This is a genomic window from Nocardia pneumoniae NBRC 100136 (assembly GCF_000308755.1).
Classification (GTDB): domain Bacteria; phylum Actinomycetota; class Actinomycetes; order Mycobacteriales; family Mycobacteriaceae; genus Nocardia; species Nocardia pneumoniae.
The window spans coordinates 65,347-87,594 of sequence record NZ_BAGF01000016.1 but is presented as its reverse complement, the minus strand read 5'-3'; the positions used below and the strand labels follow the sequence as shown (position 1 = coordinate 87,594).

The window sequence follows — 22,248 nt, the reverse complement described above, 5'->3', positions numbered from 1 at the left end:
ATCTGGCCCCTCAGCCCTAGTTGGTGTTCTCTGCCATCAGCAGCACGACATCGTCCAGCGATGCGCCGCCGAGAATCGCCGCGACCGGCAGATCCCGGTCCAGCTCGGCCTTGACTCGCTTGCGGAAGTCCAATGCCTGCAGCGAATCCAGCCCGAGCGCCACCAGGGGGACGGAGCCGTCGATGAATTCGGAGCCGTCGTCCCCCATGACCTTGCGCAGCTCGGAGAGCACGCGGTCGGCCAAGGCAGGCCGGTCGGCCGACGACGCGGCCCTCGGCACCGCCTGCGGCGCGGGCGCGGTCGTGACCGGCGGCGTGGCCGCGACGGTGACCGGCCGCTCGGACGCGACGGTGACCGGCTGCTCGGACGAGACGAGCAGCGACGACAGCAGCGCGGCCTGGCCGTAGACCTCGAGCAACTCGGACAGCAACGCCCAATCGGCCGCGATGACGAGCCCGTCGCTCCACGGCCCGGCGAGTCCGGCCGCGATGGCGTCTTCGGGGTTCATCGGAATCGCGCCCGCACTCGCGACTCGGTCGAAACCAGCCGCGTCGAGCGGACCCGCCGCGCTCCAGAGACCCCATTCGATCGAGACGCAGTCGATGCCCTCCGACCGCAGTGCGCGGGCCGTTACGTCGAGCATGCGGTTGGTCGCGGCATACAGAATCTGGCCGCGACCGCTGAGCGTCGCCGCGGTCGACGAGCACAGCAGGACCCGGCACCCGGCCGTGCGGGGTACCTTCGCCAGCACGGCGTCCAGGCCGAGGACCTTCGATGCGGCGGCCCGGGTCACCAGATCGGCGGTGATATCGGCCAATTCGGCGTCGACATAGTTGACCGCGGCATGGATGAGCAGGCTCACCGGCCGGTCGGCCTGCTCGGCCGCGAACCGGCCGACCGCGGCGGGGTCGCTGATGTCGCAGCTGGCCACGACGATCTCGGTGTCACTGAGCCCGCGCAGCCTGCGCAGCTGCGCGGCGTTCGTGTTGGTTTCACCCGATCGGCTCAGCAGCGTGACGCGACCCGCGCCCGTCTTGGCGTAGTGCTCGCAGAAGCGCAGGCCGAGTTGACCTGTGCCGCCGACGATCAACACGTGTGCGAGATCCGCCGCGTCCGATTCGCTCGGGGTAGCGGGGACCAAGCGTTTCACGAAGACTTTGCCGTCGCGCAGCGCCAGCTCCGGCTCACCCGCGGTGTGCAGCGCCGCGATGATCCGGGCCGCCTGATCCGGCCCGGCGGCGTCCGCGGGCAGGTCCAGATGGCGCAGGCGGACGCCGGTTCGTTCGATGCCGATGCTGCGGTATCCGGCCGCGACACCGCCGTGGAACAGGTGCGGCACCGGATCGGCTGGGCGCACCGCCTCGCCGCCGACGGTCACCAGCCAGCATTCCGACTCGGCTCCGGGCCGCAACCGATCCAATGCGGGTTGCCAGGCGCGCTCGGCGAAGAACTCGACGAAGTCGGGAATCGTTCCGGCGCCGTCGGTGGCCACCCCGGGCGGCAGCAGCACGACCGCGGTGTCGAAGTCGGTGGCGTCCGCCGGGCTGAAGCGGACCGCGCTCGCGCCGTGCCGGTCTGCCGCTGCGACCAGCGCGTTCGCCAGCTCCGCGCAGCGGCCGGTGTGGTCGACGACGGCCAGTCGGCGCGGCGGCAGCAGCGTGCGGCGCTCGAGTGGACGCCACTGCTCCACCAGCCGCTGCGGCTTCGGCGCTTCGGGCGCCGCCTGGAGCGGACCGAGCGCGCCGATCTCGGGCGTGGCCCACAGTTTCTTGGCCCTGAGCACGGTGTGCGGGAAATCGCGCAGCGGCAGTGCGGGCGGACCGCTGGACTCGACGCGCAGCGCATCCCAGCGGTATTCGGCGTCGTGCACCGCCACCGACGCCACGTTGCGGGCGAACTCGCGCAACGACTCCGCGGTCCGCAGCGAGGTTCCGATCACGCGGAAGTCCTTGGCTGGCAAGCTCTTCGGCACCAGAGTCAGATTCTCCTGGAGCGCCAGCTGCAACGTCGGGTGCTCGGCGATCTCGATCAGTGTGTCGATCCCGTCGGTGGCGGCGGCGACCACCGCGCGATCGAACCGCACACGGTTACGCAGATTCCAGTACCAATACTGATCGTGGCGCAGGTCCGGAGTGATCGGCGCGCCGAGCGTGGCGCCGTAGCAGGGGATGTCCGTGGCGGTGAAGTGACTGCTGCTCATCTCGTCGTTGAGCGCGGCCTCCAAGTCGGTGCGGAACTCGCTGACGATGGAGGTGTGCGCCGGGTAGGCGACGCGGATCTCCTTGGCGAACTGGCCGCGGGCGCTCGCCAGCTCCACCATCTCGACGATGGTGTCGCGATCGCCGGAGATCGCCAGGATGTGCGGCGAATTCACCACCGACAGCTCGGCCCAGCCGGAGTGCCTGGCCAGCAGAGCCTCACAGGCGTCCCGATCCATGCCGAGCACGGCCATCGAGTAGCCGCGCGGCGAGAGACGGGCGACGCATCGCGCGCGGTGCGTCACCGCGAGGACCGCGTCGCGCAGCGTCATGACGCCCGAGACCGCACCCGCCGCCAGCTCGCCCTGACTGTGCCCGATGGTGGCGTCCGGGTCGACACCGGCGGCTCGCCACATGGCGGCCAAGCCGGTCATGTGAAACATCAGCGCGGGCTGGACTTCCCAGACAGCATCATCGAATTCGCCCGTGTGCCCGAGCAGGTAGTGCAACGGCTTCGAGTGACCGAACCGATCCAGGTGGATGGCGGCGCACTGGTCGACCGTCGTCCGATACTCGGGGGAGCTCTCGTAATAGAGCGTGCCCATACCGGGACGCTGGCTGCCCTGGCCGGGGAAAACGAAGCCTATACGCCGCGCGACCGCTGGTCCCTCGCTCGACACGACCGCCGGGTGCGGGGTGTCCGCGACGACCGCCCGGAGCGCATCCAGCAGTTCGTCGGGGGTGGTCACCAGCGCGAGCGCTCGGTGGCGGCGCGGCGTACGGGTACGGAACAGCGTGTCCGCCACGCGATCCGGATCGATCCGAGGGCGGGTCTCCAGGTAACGCAGGATCGCTGCGGCTTCCGCGCGCAAACCCTCGGCGCGGTCGGAGGAGAGCAGAACCGGGATCGTGCCGTCCGGCATCCGGTAGCTAGACATCGGTGTCCTCCTCCAGGACGGGCATGCCGACGATCGCGTGCGCGTTGGTGCCGGCGACACCGAACGAGGACACGGCGCCATAACGCATTCCGTCGATGGGCTCCCATCGTTCGAATTTCGCGGCCAGGCTCAGGCCCGAGGCATCCCAGTCGATTTCGGTCGTCGGGTTGTCCGACCACAACGTCGGGGCGATCTGTCCGTGCGCGCCGCACAGCAGTACCTTGATCAGGCCGAGCATGCCCGATGCAGCTTGCGCGTGACCGACATTCGACTTCACCGAACCCAGCAACGCCCGGCCGCCCGCGGATCCATAGGTCGCGCTCAGCGCCGCGAGCTCCAGTGGATCGCCGACGGGGGTGCCGGTGCCATGGCCCTCGATCAGCCCCACCAGTTCCGGCGCGACACCGCTGATCCCCAAAGTGTCGCGGACCAGTCGTTCCTGGGCCGCGGCACTCGGCACGGCCAGCGGCGCGCCTTTGCCATTGTGATTGACCCGAGAGCCGAGCAGCCGTCCATACACGCGATGCCCCTGCGCGCGGGCCCGTGACTCCCGCTCCAGGACAATCACCCCCGCGCCCTCACCCCAGAGGGTGCCCGTGGCGTCGGCGGCGTAGGCACGGAGATGCCCGTCCAAGGCCAACGCGTTGTTCTTGGAGAACTCGAAGAAGGCGCCGGGGGTGCCCATCACGCACACGCCCCCGGCCAGCGCCCAGTCGCATTCGTCCGCGCGGATGGCGGCCGCGGCCTGATGCACCGCCGTCAGCGAGGAGGCGCATGCGGTGTCCACGCTCACCGACGGACCGATCAGGCCGAGTCCGTGCGAGATCCGGCCCGCGACGGCGCCGAGCGCGGTACCGGTCGCCCGGTAGCCGCTGTACTCGTTGACGCCGGTGACGCGCGGACCGTACTCGGTGATCGAGACGCCCATCCAGCATCCGGCGGCGTGCCCGTCGAGCGCGTCCGGGTTGATGCCCGCGTGTTCCAGCGCCCGCCATGCCACCCGCATGCCGACCCGCTGCTGCGGATCCATCGCCACCGCCTCGCGCGGCGTGATGCCGAAGTACTGCGGATCGAAATCGGCCGCGCCGTCGAGGAAACCACCGGCATCGGGCACCGCCGACCAGCCGTCGAGGCGACCCAGCGCGAGCAATTCGGCGATCGGCCACTCCCGGTCACGTGGGAACGGCTCGATCATCTCGCGCGATTCGGCGAGCATCGCCCAGAAGTCGGGCAGCGTATCGATGCCGCCGGGGGCCTCGACGGCGATGCCGACGATGACGATCGGATCGGCGCGTTCGGTTGTGCTCATCATGTCCTCCGCGCGGTCGCTAGACGACCGGGCTGGCCTGCGGCACAAGTAATTCCGCGATGCCGTCGAGATGGTCGTGCAGGTAGAAGTGGCCACCGGCGAACAGCGTCACCTCGGCGCCGGACCGGGTGTGCGCCGACCACGCGTACAGATCGCGCGGTGCGACGAACTGGTCGTCGTCACCGCCGAGCACCTGGATCGGCGTCTCGATCCGGACGTCCTCGGCACAGGCGTAAGCGTCGAACGCGCGGTAGTCCGCCTTCATCACCGGCAGCGCCATCCGCAAGACGTCGCGGCTGGACATCACATCGGCGCCCGTACCGTTGAGCGCCGTCATATGGTCGAGCAGTTCTTCGTCGTCGGTCGGATGCCCCGGCAGAGCAGCGATCAGGCCGGGCGCCGCGGCGGCCGATGCCGCGAGCAGCCGGATCGGCACGCCCGCGGCCTCGGCCAAGCGGACGAATTCGAAAGCGATGATCGCGCCCATGCTGTGGCCGAAGACGGTCAGCGGAACGTCGGCGGCGGGCTCGGACCGGAAGGCTTCGAACGCACCGGCCGCGATCTCGGGAAGCGTCGCCGCGGCCGGTTCCGCGGCGCGGTCCTGACGACCGGGATACTGCAGCAGTTTCGTGTCGAAGTGCGCGCTCAGCGTCTTGGAGACCGTGCGATACGCGGAAGCGCCCGCGCCTGCGTGCGGAAAGATCAGTAGCGGTGGGCAGTCCACCGAGTGTGGCTTGTGGAACTGTCGGATCCATCCGAGATTTGCTGGCATTTTTTGACTCCTGCTCCCGCCGGACGTCCCGCGGCGCGACTACGCGCACCACGAGCCGCTACTGTTGTCGGCGGCGTACAACACCCCCCGCTCGCTGCACTGACTGATGATGGTCTTTGGTCGGACGCCCAATATTAGCCTAGGCTACCCTAAATAGCGAGAGTGTCGCCGGGTGCTCCGTCACCGGTCCGCGAGATAACCGCCACGCGTGAAGAACTCGGCCCCGGAGTGCTCGACACCCGCCGCGGTGCGAACGCGAGTGATCACCAGGCCGCGATTGCCACCGCGATGAGCGTCGGGTCCGGCGACCACCGCGCCACCGCCTTCCTGCACGATCACCCGGCCGGGGGTGCCGCCGTAGCGCGCCTGCGACACGCGCGCCTCGAGCACCTCGATCCGTTCACCCCGATAGAAGGTGAACGCGCGTGGATACGGCTCGGACAGCGCGCGGACGAAACGCTCCAGATCCTCGGCCGTCCAGCTCCAGTCGATGAGACTGTCGCGCTCGGAACGCTTGTGGAAGTAGGTTCGTTCGGCCTTGTTCTGTGGTCGCCAAACCGCCGTGCCGGACTCCAACGCGGCCAGCGCATCGTTCAGCGCGCCGGGAATCAACTCCATGCCGCGCAGCACCAGATCGGTGCCGGTGTCGTTGGGACCGATGGGCAGCGAGTGCTGAACCAGGATGTCGCCGGTGTCCAAGCCGTCGTCCATGCGGTGCACGGTCAGGCCGAATTCGGATTCGCCGCTGATCAGCGCCCATAGCACTGGAGAGAAGCCGGTGAACTTGGGCAGCAGCGAATCGTGCAGGTTCAGCGTGCCGTGCGGCGGCAGGTTGTACAGCTCGGCGGGCATCCAGGTGTACCAGCTGTTGACCACGATGACATCGGGCTCGGCCCGCTTCACCAGGTCGATGGTCTCGGCGTCGGCCCGTTCGGTGAGATGTACCGCAATGCCGTGTTCGCGGGCCAGTTCCTCGACCGAATCCGACCAGATCGCCTTGTAGGACTGCGCGCTGGCCGGATGGGTGACCGCGAGCACCACCTCGTGCTCCGAATCGATCAGAGCCTGCAGGGTTTTGCGCCCCCAGGTCTGGAAGCCGAACGACACGATACGCATGAAACGAACCTCATCTCAGATAAGCTAAGGCTAGCCTAGCCTATCTGATTGCGCTTCCGGCGTGGCCCGTCATCGCGCTCCGCCGCATGCCTCCAGCACGCGACGGCGCGGTCCGCAGCACTCGATCGGAAAGTTCGCCCAGGCAGCTCAGATTCGGGAAGCCGGGTCCCTGCGCCAGCGCCGCCAGATTCGGCAGATACAGCTTCGCCGCCAAACCGGACACCGCCAGGTCGTAACCGATCGAGGCCTCGAGCCGCGCCTGGGTCAGCGGCCCGCCCACGGCCAGCTCCAGCCGATCCGCCGCTTCGGCGTCGAAGAGTTCCAGAAACCACAGCGGCTGGCCGCCGGTCGCGTCCACCACCAGGTCGAAGTTGTGCACTTGGTCGGCGCGCAGTTCGTTGCGCAACGTCACGGCGACGCCCTCGCCGCACTCGGCGATGCGGGTCACCCGCCCTTGCAAGTGATGGACTCGATTGTCGCCCAGCAAGCTTTCCTGCACCCGAACGGAGAACACGCCGCGGTCCGTGCGCCGGATGACGTCACGGCGTTCCTGGATGCTCAGCGCGTTCCACTTGGTCGGATCGCTGAACAGCGAGTTCTCGAAGTAGCTTTCGCCGCGGGTATAAATAGTGGCCATCGGCGAGATCACCGAGATGGTGAGCATTTCGTGCCGAACCAGCTCGTCCAGCGCCGAGCCCGCGGTCTCGCCGCCGCCGATCACCGCGGCCCGCGAGCAGACCGGAAGGCTTCGTCTACCCGCGAGGTCCCAGAACTCGGCGATGCTGAGCACCCGAGGATGCTCGGCCAGCGCCTTGCCGCTGCGCCCAGGTCCGGTGAGCATCAAGGCGTCGGCGTCGATTTCGGTGCGGGCGCCGTCGGCGCCGAGTACCTCGACCGCCCAGCCGTCGCCCGCTATCTCGTGGCGCTGCCGGATCGAGCACACCGTGCCGAGCACCAGCTCCAGCTCGATCTGCCGAGCCACCCACTGCAGATACTTGGCCCAGACATGATGTTGCGGACTCGGTCTGCCGCGATCGATCCACTCGGCGTAGGTGCCGTGCTCGACCAGGAAGGACGTCCAGCTGTAGGCCATCATGGCCTCGTCGATGGCGCGGTTGTGTCCTCGTGCCCAAGTGGAGTGGTACGGAAAGCCGATGTCCTTCTCCGGGCTGGTGCCGAGCCGGTGCCGACCGTCGGTCCAGCCGCCGCTGGGTAGCCAGTTGCCGCCGACCGCGTGCGCTTCGACCACGACCACCCTCGGCGCGGACAGCCCCAGCTTCCGCAGCACATGGGCTTTCGCCGCTACCGCAAGGGCTTTCGGCCCCGCGCCGACTACCAGTAGGGTCTCCACTCCGCTCTCCCACTCTCTCGCGAGCGCTGCACCCGCCCCTCCGCCTGCCGGTACAGCAGCAACCTGGCCTCCAAGTTTGCATAGGCTTACCTTATATTGCTCGATGGGTATCGGCATCACCGAACCCGCCTCGCAAAACGATTGGATGGACACGCATGTTCAGGACCACCCGCACCAAGGCCGCAATGCTCGCCGCTGTCGCACTATTCGGCGCCTTCGGCACCGTCGCGGCCACCGCCCCCGCGACCGCCGCACCGCTGACCGCCCCGCCGCAAGCCGCCGCGCCCGGTCCGGGCGAGCTGAAGGCCAAGCTGCAGACGGCCATCAACACCGGCGCGGCGCGCTCGGTCCGCGCAGCCGAACTCGAAGCGGGCGAGGCGGGCCTGCCGCTGCTCGACCAGGTCGGCGCTGCCATGGCCAGCGCTCCGCCGAGCTTCCGCTGGACCATCCTCGGCCCGGTCAGCGTGAACGGCAACATCCTCAGCGCACAGCTGCAAACCGCGGTGGACGGCTTCGACCCGTTCTACTTCGACCTGACCTGGAAGCAGATCGACGGCACCTGGAAGCTCACCCGAGACGCCGAATGCACCATCGCCAGCGTGGCGTTCCTGCCCTGCAACCTGTAATCGCCTGCGCCTCAGGGGCAACGGCCCCGCGATGCGGGGCCGTTCGGCGTGACACGCGCCACACGCGACAATCCACTTCCGTTAGGCTAACCTAACTGCCATGGGTAAGGGATTCAACGGTCTGCTGGTCAAGGCTTGGGGTGGGGACGACTACCGGATCACGGTCACCTCCACCGAGAAGATCACCGACAACTATCTGCGCATCGGTTTCACCGCGGGCGGGCTGCTGGAAAAGCATCCGGTGCATCCCACGCAGTGGATCCGCTGCTGGATTCCGGACGGCGAGAGCGACAAGCTGCACCATCGCGGCTACACCCTTGTCGACCCCGACCCGGCGAATGACCGATTCGCCATCGAATTCGCGCTGCACGATGGTCCGGCCACCCGGTGGGCGCAGCGCGCTGCCGTCGGCGACCACCTCGACGTCACGGTGCTCGGCTCAGATTTCCAACTGCCCGAACGGCCGCCGAGCGAGTATCTCGTATTCGGCGACACGGCTTCCCTGCCCGCGATCAACTCGCTGCTCGACGCGATCGGCGACGTCCCGGCCCGGGTCTGGCTGGAGTGGCAGCACGAATCGGACGTCACCCTGCCGGTGCGCAACAAGCCGCACCACCAGGTGACCTGGCTGCAACGGATCGACGACGGTCGCCTGCTGCGTGAGCAGGCGCAGGAGATCACCTGCGCCGACGACGCCTTCGCGTGGGTCGCCTGCTGCGGCCAGACCACCCGGTCGATCGTGAAGACCTTCAAGACCACCCACGGCCTGCCCAAGACCTCGATCAAGTACCAGGCCTACTGGAAGTAGGTCATACCCTCGGTCATTCCCGAGGACGACCTCGTGCGCGACCACTCGATCGACGCCGAATCCGCGCGGCCGCATGGAAAGGCTCGCGAACCCGGCGTTGTCCTGCGGGACGTGTTCCGTCAATGTGCGAAAACTGCTCCGAACCTGAGGTTTTCGAGCTGTCGACGGGTCGGGTAAACCTCCGTGAACGGTGCCGAATCGTGGTCCGATAGCGCATGTGCATCGCTAACTTCGACGGAAAGCGAACCACTTGACCACATAGGAGTGGCGAATATGTATGGCGCGAACCTTTTTTCGGCTTTGACCAACTGCGCGCGGGACCCGGGCGAACTCACCGCGGGCCAAGCGCACCGGGCCATGCAGGTGCACTTGGATTGCAGCGTCGAACTGTGCCGAGTCCGGCGGCGCGCACGCAGGACGCTGGTCGAGGCCCGATTGATGGTGCTGGACGAGCGGGCAACGCCGTAATGGCGCGCGTCCCGCGGGCGTGCGCTCGGGCGCCGCGAATCGGCTTTTTCTGTGTCGAGCGGAATCGTCCCGGGAGGCGCGGTGTTGTCTCTGCCATGACCACAACGGCATCCGACCGATCCGCCCCCGTCGTCGACACCGCGACCGAGTTCGGCGCGAAGGTAGCCGAACGCCTGAACCGTGAATCCATTCTCTGGCTGACCACCGTCGGCCCCACCGGAACACCGCAGCCGAACCCCGTTTGGTTCCAGTGGCGCGACGGTGAATTCCTGATCTTCAGCAAGCCCGGCCAGCCGAAGATCCGCAACATCCTGCGCAATCCCCGGGTCGCGCTGAACCTCAACAGCACCGCCACCGGCGGCGACGTCGTCGTGCTCACCGGCGCGGCGCGCGTCGACGAACAGCGGCCCGGCGCGGACGAAATCGCGGCGTTCACCGCGAAGTACACCGACGGCCTTCGCTCGATCAACATGACCGACGAGCAGTTCTACGCCGAGTACTCGGTCGTCCTGCGCGTCACCCCGGATCGGCTGCGCGGGTTCTGATCCCCATGATGTTCGCGCCGCCGCCGTCCACCGCCGCCTGGCGGCATCGGACCGCACGCGAAGGGTTCGAGGTGGCCTACTTCCGGGTCACCGAACTCGGCGTGCTCATCGACGGCTGCACGACGGCCGTCGAGGACGGCGCGGCGTGGGTGGTGGACTACCGAATCGCGCTCGACACCGAATGGCGGACGCGCCGGGCCCAGGTGGCCATCCGCAAACCAGGCGGCTGGAACACGCTGGTGCTGGAGTCGGACGGCGCGGGATCGTGGTTCCTGGACGGCATGCCCGCATCGCTGCTCGACGGTTGCCTGGACGTGGATCTGGAGTCCTCCGCACTGACCAACGCGCTGCCGGTGCATCGGTTGGCGCAGGAGATCGGCGACGACGCGGACGCACCCGCGGCGTACGTGCTGGCGTCCGGGGCCGCGGTGGCCCGGATGGAACAGCGCTATGTCCGCATAGCCGACGGCGAGCACGGACCGCGGTTCGCGTATTCGGCACCCGAATTCGATTTCAGCTGCACCCTCGAGTACGACAAGTCCGGACTGGTGCTGGACTACCCAGGGATCGCGGTCCGCGCACGGTGAACCGGCGGCCTCGGATATGCCCTGTTCACCCGCCTACTAGGGTCGTTACCGATGAGAAGGCGGCAACAACCGCCGTTGCCGAAGCGGCACGGCTTGGACCCGGCCCGGCTGCGATTACCGGAGCAGGGCCACTGGGCGACCATCCGGGACCACCTGGTGGAGCGCCTGCCCCGGGTGCCCGCCGCGCGGATCGACGAACTGCTGCACACCGGCGGCATCGTCGACCTGGACGGGCCGATCGCCCCCGACGCGCCATACGTGCCGGGCGGCGCGATCTGGTTCCACCGCGATCTGCCCGAGGAGACCGTGGTGCCGTTCGACATCCCCATCGTGCACCGCGATGACGACCTGCTCGTGGTCGACAAACCCCACTTCCTGGCCACCATCCCGCGCGGCAAGCACATCCTGCAGACCGCGCTGGTGCGGCTGCGCCGGGAACTAGACCTCCCCGATCTGGTCCCGGCTCATCGACTGGATCGCGGCACGGCGGGCCTGGTCCTGTTCGTGATCAATCCCGCCCGGCGCGGCGCGTATCAGACCATGTTCCACAAGCGCACCGTGCGCAAGGAGTACGAGGCGATCGCGCGGTTCGATCCCAGCCTCGCGCTGCCGCGCGTGGTGCGCAGCCGGATCATCAAAGAGAAGCACGTGCTCGCGGCCCAAGAGGTGCCGGGCGAACCCAACGCCGAAACCGAGATCGAACTGCTCGAGCACCGCGATGGGCTCGGTCGCTATCGGCTGCGCCCGCATACCGGCCGCACCCACCAGTTGCGACTGCACATGAACAGCCTCGGCATCCCGATCCTCGGCGACGACTTCTATCCCGTCCTCACCGACAAGCCGGTCGACGACTTCCGCAAGCCGCTGCAACTGCTGGCCGCCTCGCTCGAGTTCACCGATCCGGTCACCCGGGAACCACGCCGCTTCGACACCACCCGCACGTTGCAGGCCTGGACCGATCCGCACGGGTGGGCCGGGTGCCTGTCCGATCGCACCGCATGATGTGCGGTTTTATGTACGCCACCCTCGGCGGTCTCGGAGACGACCGAGAAACGTGATCGTCCGACTCCGGCTCGCGCCGGGCAATTCGCCGCTTGTCAATCGCGCGGATCTCGGGTCTCGGACACGACCCGAAAATGTGACCGTTCGGCCTCCGGCGTCGCTGCCGCGCACTTGTGCCCTGCGCGGACGTCGGCATCCTCGGAGACGACGGGAAATGTGACCTGTCTGGCAGTGGGAAGCATGGCCCGTAGCGGGCCCAGCACCGATTCGTACACTGGTCCGGATGTCTGAGCCGGACCGAGCAGCAGCAGCGCCCCATCCACGCCACAAGATGCACGCCTACATCGACGTCGCCGTCGTCGTGGTCGTCCTGGCAGGCACCAATCTGATCGCGCACTTCACCACGGCGTGGGCGAACATCGTGACGGTGCCGGTCGCCGCCGTGGTGCTGCTCGCGCTGATGCGCAGGCGCGGGCTCGGCTGGTCGGAACTGGGCCTTTCGCCGCGGCACTGGCGGCGCGGTTCGGTCTACGGCCTGGCCGCGGTGGCACTGGTCCTCGCCGTCGTGGCGATCGGCGCGGCACTGCCGATCACCCGTCCGTTCTTCCTGGCCGATCGGTATGCGACCATCTCCGGCGCGTTGATCGCCTCGATGATCGTCATCCCGTTGCAGACCGTCATCCCCGAGGAACTCGCCTTCCGCGGTGTGCTGCACGGCACACTCCACCGCGCCTACGGTGCGCGCGGCGTCTTCGCGGCGGGCTCGCTGCTGTTCGGACTCTGGCACATCGCGTCCTCGCTCGGGCTCACCTCCGGCAACCGCGGCCTGACCGGAGTCATCGGCGGCGGCGTCGCCGGGCAGGTCATCGGGATCATGCTCGCCGTCGTCGCGACGGCCGCGGCCGGTGTCGTATTCACCTGGCTGCGCCACCGCAGCGGCAGCCTGCTCGCCCCGATCGCCCTGCACTGGTCGGTGAACGGTGCAGGAGCATTGGCCGCCGCGGTCGTGTGGCACACCACGCTCACCTGAGCGGGGGACGAATTGCGTTCGCCTTGGAGGGTGTGGGCGCGACGAAGGATCGAATCGAATTTCTCGGCGAGGAATGGTTTCATCGATCGGCGTTTCCGCGTTGCCGCGGCCGCTCCGAGTTCTGCCACGCTTCCAAGCCGGGCGGATCCGGGAATGCTCCCTGCGCGCAAGCGCATGGCGTCACCCCGGTCGGCCGGATAGCGAACGCCTACGATACCGTTTCCGGTCACTGGATGCTCTGTGAATTCGAACGGAGTTTCGACACGCGGAGGCATCGGCAAAACAGCCGCTCATCCGGATATTCGGGTCGTACCGGGGATTTCCCTGTTTCGGCGTGTCGCCCCTCGGCCCCCGTCGACGACATTGACCACGCGCAGCGGCCGGTTTAGTCTCACTCCGATCACACATATGTTCGAGCACTCATGTCTCCACCACTCGACATGACACCTGCTCTCGGGAAGGCTCGCGATGTCCGACGCACTGTCGAACGGTAGTTCCGAGATTGCCGCGCTGGCACAGCAAGTCGAGACAGCGCGCGGCAAATTGCCCCTGCAATACGACCCGGCATTGCTGGAAGTGCTGTCCGAGCGGGAGGTCGCCGCGGAACGCGAACTCGCGGAGTGGATTCGCGCCCAGCGGCGCAAGCAGCGGCGCAGGGAGATCGAAGCGGAGCTGGCCGCCGAGCAGCGGGACCGCAAGTCGGCCGCCGCGCTGCGCCGCGCCGACGAGGCCGACGCGCGCTGGCATCGGCGCGCATTGGCGGCGCGGCGGCGGGTGTCCAGCGAGGACGCGCGGCTGGCGCAGCTCTACCGGCGGGCCGAGTGGTCGTCGCGGGCCTTGATCGCGGTGGTCGTGCTCGGCATGGTGTGGGCCGGAGTCAATGTGCAGCACAATCTGGTGCCCAGCGGTGACATGTCCGATCCGCTGTACTGGTTGAGCTACGGCATCGAGGCGATGATCTCGATCCCGATCATCACCATCATGGTCGCGGCGACGACCGCGGCGCGATGGGGCCGCGAACTGGCGCGCGGCAAAGTGATCTTCTTCGAGGCGGCGCTGCTCGGCACGACCGTCGCGCTCAACACCGGACCGCATCTGGCCGCGGGCGACCTCGGCCGCGCGGCCGAGTACGCGATCGCCCCGGTGATGGTCGGCGTGGTGATCTGGCTGCACGCTTGGGTTTCCGCACGGTACGCGGTGCTGATCGATGGTGCGCCGGTGGTCGACCGCGACGCGCCGATGATCCGGATCGACGCGGAACAGGTCGCGGGGAGGCCCGACTATCACCTCGACGGTCCGGCGAAAGGCGGTGGATTTCGTTGGGACGCAGCTTCGGACGCGCCGGGCCTGAGCGGTGCCGGTGCGGGCTCCCGCTCCACGTGGACCGATCGGCCGGGCAGTCGTAATCACTCCGGCAACGACACCGCGGCTTTCACCGGCACCGACGCCGGGCACGAGGAGAGTGCCGCCTCGACGTCCGCGAGGCAGCCCGCCGCGGCACCGACCGACCATGCGAAGCCGTCGCCGACCAACGGCCAAGTCACCCACGGGCGGACCAATGGCCACTCGGTAGACAACCACCACACGGCCAGCTTCTACCCACTCCACCATCCGGACGGCCACGTCAGCGAAACGTCCGCCACAACCGCTGGACCATCGACCAACGGTCACGCCGTCCCGCCTCATGCCAACGGACACGTATTCCCGCAGGCCACGAACGGCTACCCGGTGGAGACCTCGGCCAGCGGCCGTCCTCGCAACCTGGTCAATGGGCATGCCGCTGCCGCCCCCACCGATCGCGCCGCCGACACCGGCAACGCGGACACCCACCCGGACATTGAGGTCCGCAACATCTCCGCCACCTCAGGTCCAGCCGACGGACCGTCGACCAACGGACACCCCTTGGAAGCTGCCGACGGCCGCGCAGTCCCGCAAGCGACCAACGAGCACACAGTGGAGACCTCCAGCCACGGCTACGCTCGCGACATCCCGGCCGACGGGCACGACACTTCGCCGAACACCAGCGGGCGCACCGCTCCGCCGCCCGGCAACGGCAACGGCAACGGCAACGGCAACGGCAACGGGAATTATCTCGCCACGAACGGGCACGCCATCCTCCCGGTCGAGGCTTCATCCGGCACGGGCGACGCTCTCGGCATTTCGGAAGCACCGGTTGCCGAGACACTCCGTGAAGATACGAAAGCGTCTGCCGCACACCAGATCTCGATAGACGACCTGGATGGCGAGTTCATGCTCGGGAAGCGGTCGGCCGCGCCGGTCGATGCGCCGGTCATGAACAGCCATGCGAAACCGAGTTCGGATCTGGGCGGCCATCGGGCCGAGCGAGCGCATCTCGGAATCGACAGCACAGGGCACCCGAGCACCGGCATCACCGAGCCCACTCGCACGTCCGGTGCGGCGAGCACCAAAGCCACTCAGTCGAATTCCGCCGCACCGCGCGCGGCGGCGCGTGGAAAGTCCCTGTCCGCCGAACAGGGCGACCGTTCGGCCGACGCGGAGAGCGAACACCTCGCGCTCGGCGAGTCATCCGAACCTACGCGCCCACACCTGCGCGCCGAGCCGATGCCGATCCTCGACGAAGACGACGAGGGCGACGACTTCGGCACCGACACCGACGAAGCCGACACCGACGACGACGAGATCTCGGCAATCGCCCGTGCCATCACCGGCCGACGCCTGTCGAACCTGCCGATCGAAGAGGTCAGGGAGATCCTCACGCTCGCCGACCAAGGCGGCACGACGCCTGCCATCGCGAACGAACTCGGAGTCTCCCGCGCCGCGGTCACCCGCGTGCTGGATTCGGCGATCCGAGTCCACCGGCCCTACCTCGTCATCGGCTGACCCGCCAGCTCGCTGCCGCCGTCGCCTGCGGAATCTTCGGCGGCCTAATTACGCCGACGCGTCGCTGTTCGCGCTCGCGGCGATGCCGAAATTTCGGCGTCCGGATCGACACCGTGGAGCGCGCGGCGCGAGCTAGCGGCGAATCAGCCAAACTCCCGCCAACGGGTATGGAGCGATGATCGGGGTTCCCGCGATGTTGACCGTGCCGACCCACTGCCCTTGGCGCGGATCGATGTCGCGCAGATCCAGCCCGAAAGGCAAGGAATCGAAGGTTACGTAGGCTTCGTCGGGGCCGACAGGGGTCTGACGCCCGCCCCGGCTGGAGGTCCCGCAGACCAGTACCACTGTTCTGCCGTCCACGAAGACTTGCAGCGCGCAGTTCTCCAGCGGTGTGCCCACGACATTCGCTGGGTTGCGAGAAATTTGATATGTCCCGGGCGGGACGATCCCGTTGCGCGGGAACTCCGGGTCTTCGGCGGAAGCAACAGCGGGGGTCAGGGAAAACGCGGCAGCAGCAAGCGCGACGCCGGCCGCGACGTTACGGAGTTTCATTGGCTCAGCTCCCCTTCGGTTCCAGCTCGTTGAATCAACCATCTGTTGTGGGTGTCGCAGTTCTCTTCCTGCACAGTACAATCCGACCGGCCTCTGCGACTCGGCTGACACTCGCCTGGAGTTCAGGTCCTGTCCGCGTGGAGCGTTGGAACTTCGGAGGCGTGATCGCCCCGTGCGGCGGAACTCGTGCCCACTTCATCATGTCGGCTCGGCGGGTATCGTCCATGGTCCGCCGGATCGGGGATCGAGTTCGAGCCGGATGCGGACGACTCCAAACGGGCGAAGCTGACCAGCGGCCTAACCGCAGCGGGTTTCACGCGCGGAGGTCACGTATCGAGTCGAGGGCGGACTCAGAGGTACGCAGCGATATTCCGAAGCGGAATTCGCCGTATCCGCCACCCGCGTTCAGCTCCGGATGTGTTCCGGCCGAACGCCGAGTCCGATGAACCGGCCGACCGCGTGACGTAGCGCCGGTACCCGCCGGAAAACCCGGAAGACCGGTGGCAGATGGGTGGCGGTGTTGTCGTCGAGGTTCTTCGGGTAGAGGTCGCGCAGGATGGCCAGTTGGAACAGCTGGGTCAGTTTGACCGGCAGTTGGCGGCGCGCTTGCACGCGGGGCGGGTCGGCGTCGGTGAGGCTGTGTGTGCGCAGTTTCGGGCCGAGGATGTTCGCGGTCGCCACGGCGTCCTGGATGGCCAGGTTTATTCCGACACCGCCCGCCGGTGACATGGCGTGCGCGGCATCGCCGATGCAGAGCAGGCCCGGTCGATACCAGCTGCCGAGCCGATCGACACGTACCGTCAGCTGATGGATGTCGTCCCAGCTGGCCAGTTCGTGGACGCGATCATGCAGCGCGGGCGCGAGTTCGCTTATCCTGCGGTGCAATTCGCCGATGCCGAGTGTCCGCAGCTCCTGATAGGAATTCGTCGGGATGGTGTACGCGACCTGCCAGTAGTCACCGCGGTCGATGGCGACCATGGCCCCTTTGCCGCCCTGGAAGAACTCCACCCGGTCGGACTCCCGCCGCGACAGCCGGAACCACAGGACGTCCATGGGTGGCGAACTCGCCTCGGCACGCAAACCGGCTCGGTCTCGCATGCGCGAGTGCCGACCGTCGGCCGCGACGACGAGATCGGCGCGGATCTCGAGCGCACCGGTGTCGGTGGTCGCCCGTACGCCGACGACGCGCTCGTTCTCGATGAGCAGATCGGTTGCCTCGGTGCGCCGCAGGAGGGAAAACCCGGGAAACCCCGCGGCTTTCGTCGCGAGAAAATTCAGGAATTCCCATTGCGGCATGAACGCGATATAGGGGCTGCGGACCGGCAGCTTCCGGAAATCCGCGAATGTCACCGGCGTACCACCGACGGCGACGGTGACCCGGTCCATGGTGCTGTGCGGGAGTCGGTGAAATTCGTCCAGCCAGCCGAGTTCATGGATGAGTTCCTGGGTGGACGGATGGATCGTGTCACCGCGGAAATCGCGCAGGAAGTCGGCGTGCTTCTCCAGCACGGTCACCTGGACGCCCTGCCGGGCGAGCAGCGTCCCCAGCATCAGCCCGGCGGGGCCGCCGCCTACCACGCAGCATTGCACCGTCATGTCATGCACCGGCAATCTCTCCTTCGGGCGGCGTGCCGCCATCGGGTCGAATGAGGCCGTGGAGGACGAGACCGGCCAGCTCATCGACATCGACCGGGCTTCCGGCGCTGCGCCCCACGGCGAGCGTCGCGAACAGGGCGGTCGCGGTGGTGTGCGCATCGTGGTCGCGCAATTCCCCCGCGGCCACACGGGAGCGCAGGTAGTCGGCCATCGCCGCCTGTCCTTCGGCCACGAACTCCGCCAGCACGGCCCGAACGTTCTCGTGCGAATGGCCCGCGGCGAAAAAGAGCCTGAGCAGCTTGGCGTTGTCGGCCAGAAGGCCGTCGAACTCGCGCATCACCCGGGGAAGGACCTCGCTCGCCGATCGCCCCCGCGCTTGTTCCAGCAATTCGCGCAACTGCCGCGCGAACCCTCGTTCCCGCAGCAACGCGGTCACCAGCGCTTCTTTGCCGGGGAAATAGTGATACAGCAAGCCAGGCGTCACCCCGGCCGCAGCCGCGATGTCCTTGACCGAAGCCCCGTCGATCCCCTTCACGGCGAACACGTCCAACGCCGCGTCGAGCAAGCGCTCACGCCGCCACTCAGCCTGTTCTCGTCGGCTACCCATCACAACCTAATTGACTAAACGATCATTCAATGAAACGAAGCTACCATGCGCACGGCGAGAAGGCATCCCCGCAACCCCCAGCGGAATAAGGATTTACGACTGTTGATCAGATCATACGCATCTGCGTATCATCAATGTATGCTTACTATATGCGCTCCAAGGCGCATCCCCTCGGCCGAGCAGGCGCGGCCATGACGGACGACCAGCCATTTTCAGAAGGCACTGTGCTCATGCCGTGGCAAGCCGGACCACGGCACAACATCTCCGGCCCGGTATTCGTCAGCGTGACGGACTTCCTGGCCACCTCCGACGAGGACGTTCAGCTGATCTATAAGACCGGAATGAAGTTGGGGCGAACCTGGCCCGTGATGCACGGTGCCGTCGGCCTGTGGCTTTGGGGTCGGCCCTCGCAATTACGTGGCGGCTCGATCTCCGTGTGGGAAACCGAGCAGGATATGCGGCGTTTCGTGCGATGGCCGGTGCACACCGACATCATGCGGAAGTGGCGCGGACAGGTCGGTGTCGCGGTGGACTCGTGGCGAGCCGAGCGGTTCGAGGCAGAGGAAGTGTGGGCACGTGCCCGGAACACGATCGAGCGACCTCATCCGCATGCTCGATGACAGCCGCTCACGTGGCCAGAACAGTGGTTGCGACCTACGGCGAACTCACTGCGGCCGACCGAGGAGAGTGTCGCGCTGGTCGTCGACCATGGCTCGGATCGCGGCGACAACGGCGGCGACCTCGGGGCGGCGGAGGGTTTCGGCGCGGGCGACGAGCCAGTACCCGAGGGTGACCGTCACCGAATCGGCGAGAACACGGACCAGGTCGGCGTGGCGGTCGGCCATGAAGCAGGGCAGCAGTCCCAAGCCCGCGGCGGCGCGGGTGGCTTCGACGTGCACGAAGACGTTGGTGGACGTGACGGATTCGCGCATGGCAGGAGCGAAGCTGGAGGCGAGGTCCAGATCGTCGACTTGAAGCATGGAATCGATGAAGTACACCAGCGGGTGCCGGGCCAGATCATCGATCGTCGCTGGAGTGCCGTGTTCGCGCAGGTATGCACGGGAGCCGTAGAGGCCGAGGCAGTAGTCGGCCAGGCGGATGGCGGTGGCGCGGTGCACTTGCGGTTCGCCGACCACCACTTCGAGATCCAGCCCGGATCGCTGTTGTGACGCGCGCCGGGTGGTCGCCACGATCTCGACGGTGATCTTCGGGTGCCGCCGCCGCACCTCCGCGGCGGCGGGCGCGGCGATGTAGGCGCTGAAGCCGTCGGTCGCCGAGATCCGCACCACGCCTTCCAGCACCCGGTTGCCGCCCGCGTCCGCGGCGAGCGATTTCACCGCCGACTCCACCGCCTCGGCCGCGGCGAGCGCCTCCTTGCCGAGGTCGGTGAGCTCCCAGCCACCGCTCACCCGGGTCAGCACCCGGCCGCCGAGGGTTTGTTCCAGTGCCGCGATCCGGCGCGAGATCGTGGTGTGGTTGATGCCGAGCTCTTCGGCCGCGGTGACGAAGCGGCCGGATCGTCCGACCGCGAGCAGAACGAGCAGGTCATCGGCGCTGGGGCGCCGGGGTGACCCCGCGAAAGTCGGGCTCATATCTGCATCGTTGCAGATGTGTGCTGCATTAATGGTCATTGCGGCGCAATTCGTCTGCACGAATACTCGGTTCAGCCAAAGCATTGTGGGGGCCGTCACATCGAGACCCGAAGTGTGGCCCCGGGCACGAAGGAGATGTGCGATGAGGGTGCACAGCGCCGGGGCGAACCCGGCAGAGCCGCACGGCGAAGATCCGGGCGAAACCAGCGGCTTGCGGCGTGTAGTGGCCGCCTCGATGGCGGGCACGGTGGTCGAGTGGTACGAGTTCTTCCTGTACGGCACCGCCGCCACGCTCGTGTTCAGCAAGGTGTTCTTCGCCAAGGGCACCAGCGACCTCGACGCCATCCTGGCCGCCTTCGTGACCTACGCCGTCGGGTTCGCCGCCCGTCCGCTCGGCGGCGTGGTGTTCGGGCATTTCGGCGACAAATACGGCCGCAAGAAGCTGCTCCAGTTCAGCCTGGTGCTGGTGGGCGCGGCGACGTTCCTGATGGGCTGCCTGCCGACGTTCGGGCAGATCGGCTACTGGGCGCCCGCGCTGCTGGTGATCCTGCGCTTTATCCAGGGTTTCGCGGTCGGCGGGGAATGGGGCGGCGCGGTGCTGCTGGTCGCCGAGCACAGTCCGAGCCGCAGCCGCGGTTTCTGGGCGAGCTGGCCGCAGGCGGGCGTGCCAGCGGGCAACCTGCTGGCGACGGTGGTGCTGCTGGTGCTCACCTCCACGCTGTCGGACGCGGCCTTCCTCAGCTGGGGCTGGCGGGTGGCGTTCTGGCTGTCGGCCGTGGTGGTGCTGGTGGGCTACTACATCCGCACGAAGATCACCGACGCGCCGATCTTCGTGGCGGCGCAACAGGAAGCCGAGCAGATCAAGGCGACCTCGCTCAGCGTCGTCGAGGTGCTGCGCCGCTACCCGCGCGGCGTGCTCACCGCGATGGGTCTGCGTTTCGGCGAGAACGTCATGTACTACCTCGTGGTCACCTTCACCATCACCTATCTCAAGGTGCAGGTGCACGCCGACACCTCGGTCATCCTGTGGTGGCTGCTCGCCGCGCACGCGGTGCACTTCGTGACCATCCCGCTGGTGGGCAACCTGTCCGACCGCTTCGGCCGCCGACCGGTCTACCTGGTCGGCGCGCTCACCGCGGGCACCTGGGGCTTCTTCGCCTTCCCGATGATGGACAGCGGCCACAACGCGATCATCATGTCCGCCATCATCATCGGCTTGGTCTTCCACGCCTTCATGTACGCCGGACAGCCCGCGATCATGGCCGAGATGTTTCCCACCCGGATGCGCTATTCCGGTGTGTCCCTCGGCTATCAGGTGACCTCGATCGCGGCCGGGTCGCTGGCGCCGATCATCGCCGTCCGGCTGCTCAACACCTATGACTCCGCGGTGCCGATCGCCTGGTACCTGGCCGGTGCGGCGGCGATCAGCGCGATCGCCGTGCTCGTGGCCCGGGAGACGAAAGGACTCAGCTTGGCGAGCATCGACCGCGCCGACGCCGAGAAACTCGGTGCGCGGACCGCCGAAGTGACTGTGCGATGACCGATCTCGCGGGGCGCACCGCCCTGGTCACCGGCGGCGCGAGCGGCATCGGCGCGGCCTGCGCCCGTGCGCTCGCTGCCCGCGGCGCGGTGGTCACCGTCGCCGATATCGATGACGTCGGCGCGAAGGCCCTGGCCCGTGAGCTGGGTGGAAAGTCGTGGGCGGTGGACCTGCTCGACGTCGCGTCGCTGGAAACGCTGGAACTCGACGCCGACATCCTGGTGAACAACGCCGGAGTGCAACACATCAGCCCGATCGAGGACTTCGCCCCGCAGCGGTTCCGCGACCTGCTGACGCTGATGGTGGAGGCGCCGTTCCTCTTGGTGCGCGCGACTTTGCCGCACATGTACCGGCGCGGCTGGGGACGGATCGTCAACATCTCCTCGGTGCACGGCCTGCGCGCTTCCGAGTACAAGGTCGCCTACGTGACGGCCAAGCACGGACTCGAAGGGCTGTCGAAGGTCACCGCCCTCGAGGGCGGCCCGCACGGCGTGACGAGCAACTGCGTCAACCCGGGCTATGTGCGAACACCCTTGGTAGACAAGCAGATCGCCGATCAGGCCAAGGCACACGGTGTGCCGGAACAGGAGGTGGTGGAAAAGATCCTGCTCACCGAGAGCGCGATCAAACGTCTCGTCGAGCCGGAGGAGGTGGCGGGGCTGGTGGGCTGGCTCGCGTCACCGAACGCGGGCATGGTCACCGGCGCGTCGTACACGATGGACGGCGGGTGGAGCGCTCGATGAGGGGGT

General features: G+C 67.7%; 20 protein-coding genes. 11 read left to right on the top strand and 9 right to left on the bottom strand.

Going from position 1 to position 22,248, the window contains the following annotated elements; genetic code table 11:
* Positions 1–16 precede the first annotated feature (16 nt).
* The 5 genes from nbtC to ON34_RS03740 all read right to left on the bottom strand — a co-directional run bounded on the left by nbtC (position 17) and on the right by ON34_RS03740 (position 7,684).
* A complete protein-coding gene (gene nbtC / locus ON34_RS03760; RefSeq protein WP_051022118.1) occupies positions 17–3,136 on the bottom strand; it encodes a nocobactin polyketide synthase NbtC in 3,120 nt (1,039 codons plus the stop codon).
* Complete coding sequence (locus ON34_RS03755) at positions 3,129–4,445, bottom strand: beta-ketoacyl [acyl carrier protein] synthase domain-containing protein (protein ID WP_040774415.1); 1,317 nt, start codon at positions 4,443–4,445, stop codon at positions 3,129–3,131. The genes nbtC and ON34_RS03755 overlap by 8 nt, the downstream gene beginning before the upstream one ends.
* Positions 4,446–4,464: 19 nt before the next feature.
* Positions 4,465–5,217 carry a thioesterase II family protein gene (locus tag ON34_RS03750; RefSeq protein ID WP_040774267.1) on the bottom strand — a complete coding sequence of 251 codons (753 nt, stop codon included), beginning with the start codon at positions 5,215–5,217 and terminating at the stop codon, positions 4,465–4,467.
* Positions 5,218–5,397: 180 nt separating this feature from the next.
* On the bottom strand, positions 5,398–6,333 hold the full coding sequence (locus ON34_RS03745) for a methionyl-tRNA formyltransferase (RefSeq protein ID WP_040774263.1): 936 nt from the start codon (positions 6,331–6,333) through the stop codon (positions 5,398–5,400).
* A gap of 40 nt (positions 6,334–6,373) precedes the next feature.
* Complete coding sequence (locus ON34_RS03740) at positions 6,374–7,684, bottom strand: SidA/IucD/PvdA family monooxygenase (protein WP_040774262.1); 1,311 nt, start codon at positions 7,682–7,684, stop codon at positions 6,374–6,376.
* 155 nt (positions 7,685–7,839) lie between these two features.
* Between ON34_RS03740 and ON34_RS03735 the strand changes: the two genes are divergently transcribed.
* From ON34_RS03735 to ON34_RS33300, 8 genes are all read left to right on the top strand, one after another.
* On the top strand, positions 7,840–8,310 hold the full coding sequence (locus ON34_RS03735) for an MTB12 C-terminal domain-containing protein (RefSeq protein WP_040774260.1): 471 nt from the start codon (positions 7,840–7,842) through the stop codon (positions 8,308–8,310).
* Between the two features lie 100 nt (positions 8,311–8,410).
* Positions 8,411–9,118 carry a siderophore-interacting protein gene (locus tag ON34_RS03730; protein WP_040774258.1) on the top strand — a complete coding sequence of 236 codons (708 nt, stop codon included), beginning with the start codon at positions 8,411–8,413 and terminating at the stop codon, positions 9,116–9,118.
* Between the two features lie 273 nt (positions 9,119–9,391).
* Positions 9,392–9,586, top strand: a complete 195-nt coding sequence (locus ON34_RS03725) for a hypothetical protein (protein ID WP_040774412.1) — start codon at positions 9,392–9,394, stop codon at positions 9,584–9,586.
* Between the two features lie 95 nt (positions 9,587–9,681).
* Positions 9,682–10,131 (top strand): TIGR03667 family PPOX class F420-dependent oxidoreductase, encoded by a 450-nt coding sequence (locus ON34_RS03720; protein WP_040774256.1) that lies wholly within the window; start codon positions 9,682–9,684, stop codon positions 10,129–10,131.
* A gap of 8 nt (positions 10,132–10,139) precedes the next feature.
* Positions 10,140–10,718 carry a putative glycolipid-binding domain-containing protein gene (locus ON34_RS03715; protein WP_245547870.1) on the top strand — a complete coding sequence of 193 codons (579 nt, stop codon included), beginning with the start codon at positions 10,140–10,142 and terminating at the stop codon, positions 10,716–10,718.
* A 51-nt stretch (positions 10,719–10,769) separates the two neighbouring features.
* Positions 10,770–11,720: an RluA family pseudouridine synthase gene (locus tag ON34_RS03710; RefSeq protein WP_040774252.1), complete on the top strand. Its 951-nt coding sequence runs from the start codon at positions 10,770–10,772 to the stop codon at positions 11,718–11,720.
* A 283-nt stretch (positions 11,721–12,003) separates the two neighbouring features.
* Positions 12,004–12,750 (top strand): CPBP family intramembrane glutamic endopeptidase, encoded by a 747-nt coding sequence (locus ON34_RS03705; RefSeq protein ID WP_040774249.1) that lies wholly within the window; start codon positions 12,004–12,006, stop codon positions 12,748–12,750.
* A gap of 468 nt (positions 12,751–13,218) precedes the next feature.
* Positions 13,219–15,612 (top strand): hypothetical protein, encoded by a 2,394-nt coding sequence (locus tag ON34_RS33300; RefSeq protein WP_051022117.1) that lies wholly within the window; start codon positions 13,219–13,221, stop codon positions 15,610–15,612.
* Between the two features lie 132 nt (positions 15,613–15,744).
* Here ON34_RS33300 and ON34_RS03695 read toward each other — a convergent pair whose 3' ends face one another.
* The 3 genes from ON34_RS03695 to ON34_RS33295 all read right to left on the bottom strand — a co-directional run bounded on the left by ON34_RS03695 (position 15,745) and on the right by ON34_RS33295 (position 18,325).
* On the bottom strand, positions 15,745–16,164 hold the full coding sequence (locus ON34_RS03695) for a hypothetical protein (protein ID WP_040774246.1): 420 nt from the start codon (positions 16,162–16,164) through the stop codon (positions 15,745–15,747).
* A 405-nt stretch (positions 16,165–16,569) separates the two neighbouring features.
* On the bottom strand, positions 16,570–17,760 hold the full coding sequence (locus ON34_RS03690; protein WP_040774405.1) for an FAD-dependent oxidoreductase: 1,191 nt from the start codon (positions 17,758–17,760) through the stop codon (positions 16,570–16,572).
* Position 17,761: 1 nt separating this feature from the next.
* Positions 17,762–18,325: a TetR/AcrR family transcriptional regulator gene (locus tag ON34_RS33295; protein WP_051022116.1), complete on the bottom strand. Its 564-nt coding sequence runs from the start codon at positions 18,323–18,325 to the stop codon at positions 17,762–17,764.
* 191 nt (positions 18,326–18,516) lie between these two features.
* Here ON34_RS33295 and ON34_RS03680 point away from each other — a divergent pair, with 191 nt between their 5' ends.
* Entirely contained in the window at positions 18,517–18,987 is a 471-nt protein-coding gene (locus ON34_RS03680) for a hypothetical protein (RefSeq protein ID WP_157172154.1), read from the top strand.
* Between the two features lie 45 nt (positions 18,988–19,032).
* On the opposite strand, the gene ON34_RS03675 is transcribed toward ON34_RS03680, so the two are convergent.
* Positions 19,033–19,959: a LysR family transcriptional regulator gene (locus tag ON34_RS03675; protein WP_245547869.1), complete on the bottom strand. Its 927-nt coding sequence runs from the start codon at positions 19,957–19,959 to the stop codon at positions 19,033–19,035.
* Positions 19,960–20,101: 142 nt separating this feature from the next.
* On the opposite strand from ON34_RS03675, the gene ON34_RS03670 reads away from it, so the two are divergent.
* Together ON34_RS03670 and ON34_RS03665 are read left to right on the top strand one after the other, a co-directional pair.
* Complete coding sequence (locus ON34_RS03670; RefSeq protein ID WP_040774239.1) at positions 20,102–21,499, top strand: MFS transporter; 1,398 nt, start codon at positions 20,102–20,104, stop codon at positions 21,497–21,499.
* On the top strand, positions 21,496–22,242 hold the full coding sequence (locus tag ON34_RS03665) for a 3-hydroxybutyrate dehydrogenase (protein ID WP_040774236.1): 747 nt from the start codon (positions 21,496–21,498) through the stop codon (positions 22,240–22,242). The genes ON34_RS03670 and ON34_RS03665 overlap by 4 nt, the downstream gene beginning before the upstream one ends.
* Positions 22,243–22,248: the final 6 nt, after the last annotated feature.

What these genes read in the sequence shown, in the direction of transcription:
- nbtC (WP_051022118.1), bottom strand. Translation starts at nt 3,136, where the DNA reads ATGTCTAGCTACCGGATGCCGGACGGCACGATCCCGGTTCTGCTCTCC.
- ON34_RS03755 (WP_040774415.1), bottom strand. Translation starts at nt 4,445, where the DNA reads ATGAGCACAACCGAACGCGCCGATCCGATCGTCATCGTCGGCATCGCC.
- ON34_RS03750 (WP_040774267.1), bottom strand. Translation starts at nt 5,217, where the DNA reads ATGCCAGCAAATCTCGGATGGATCCGACAGTTCCACAAGCCACACTCG.
- ON34_RS03745 (WP_040774263.1), bottom strand. Translation starts at nt 6,333, where the DNA reads ATGCGTATCGTGTCGTTCGGCTTCCAGACCTGGGGGCGCAAAACCCTG.
- ON34_RS03735 (WP_040774260.1), top strand. Translation starts at nt 7,840, where the DNA reads ATGTTCAGGACCACCCGCACCAAGGCCGCAATGCTCGCCGCTGTCGCA.
- ON34_RS03730 (WP_040774258.1), top strand. Translation starts at nt 8,411, where the DNA reads ATGGGTAAGGGATTCAACGGTCTGCTGGTCAAGGCTTGGGGTGGGGAC.
- ON34_RS03725 (WP_040774412.1), top strand. Translation starts at nt 9,392, where the DNA reads ATGTATGGCGCGAACCTTTTTTCGGCTTTGACCAACTGCGCGCGGGAC.
- ON34_RS03720 (WP_040774256.1), top strand. Translation starts at nt 9,682, where the DNA reads ATGACCACAACGGCATCCGACCGATCCGCCCCCGTCGTCGACACCGCG.
- ON34_RS03715 (WP_245547870.1), top strand. Translation starts at nt 10,140, where the DNA reads ATGTTCGCGCCGCCGCCGTCCACCGCCGCCTGGCGGCATCGGACCGCA.
- ON34_RS03710 (WP_040774252.1), top strand. Translation starts at nt 10,770, where the DNA reads ATGAGAAGGCGGCAACAACCGCCGTTGCCGAAGCGGCACGGCTTGGAC.
- ON34_RS03705 (WP_040774249.1), top strand. Translation starts at nt 12,004, where the DNA reads ATGTCTGAGCCGGACCGAGCAGCAGCAGCGCCCCATCCACGCCACAAG.
- ON34_RS33300 (WP_051022117.1), top strand. Translation starts at nt 13,219, where the DNA reads ATGTCCGACGCACTGTCGAACGGTAGTTCCGAGATTGCCGCGCTGGCA.
- ON34_RS03695 (WP_040774246.1), bottom strand. Translation starts at nt 16,164, where the DNA reads ATGAAACTCCGTAACGTCGCGGCCGGCGTCGCGCTTGCTGCTGCCGCG.
- ON34_RS03690 (WP_040774405.1), bottom strand. Translation starts at nt 17,760, where the DNA reads ATGACGGTGCAATGCTGCGTGGTAGGCGGCGGCCCCGCCGGGCTGATG.
- ON34_RS03680 (WP_157172154.1), top strand. Translation starts at nt 18,517, where the DNA reads ATGCGCTCCAAGGCGCATCCCCTCGGCCGAGCAGGCGCGGCCATGACG.
- ON34_RS03675 (WP_245547869.1), bottom strand. Translation starts at nt 19,959, where the DNA reads ATGAGCCCGACTTTCGCGGGGTCACCCCGGCGCCCCAGCGCCGATGAC.
- ON34_RS03670 (WP_040774239.1), top strand. Translation starts at nt 20,102, where the DNA reads ATGAGGGTGCACAGCGCCGGGGCGAACCCGGCAGAGCCGCACGGCGAA.
- ON34_RS03665 (WP_040774236.1), top strand. Translation starts at nt 21,496, where the DNA reads ATGACCGATCTCGCGGGGCGCACCGCCCTGGTCACCGGCGGCGCGAGC.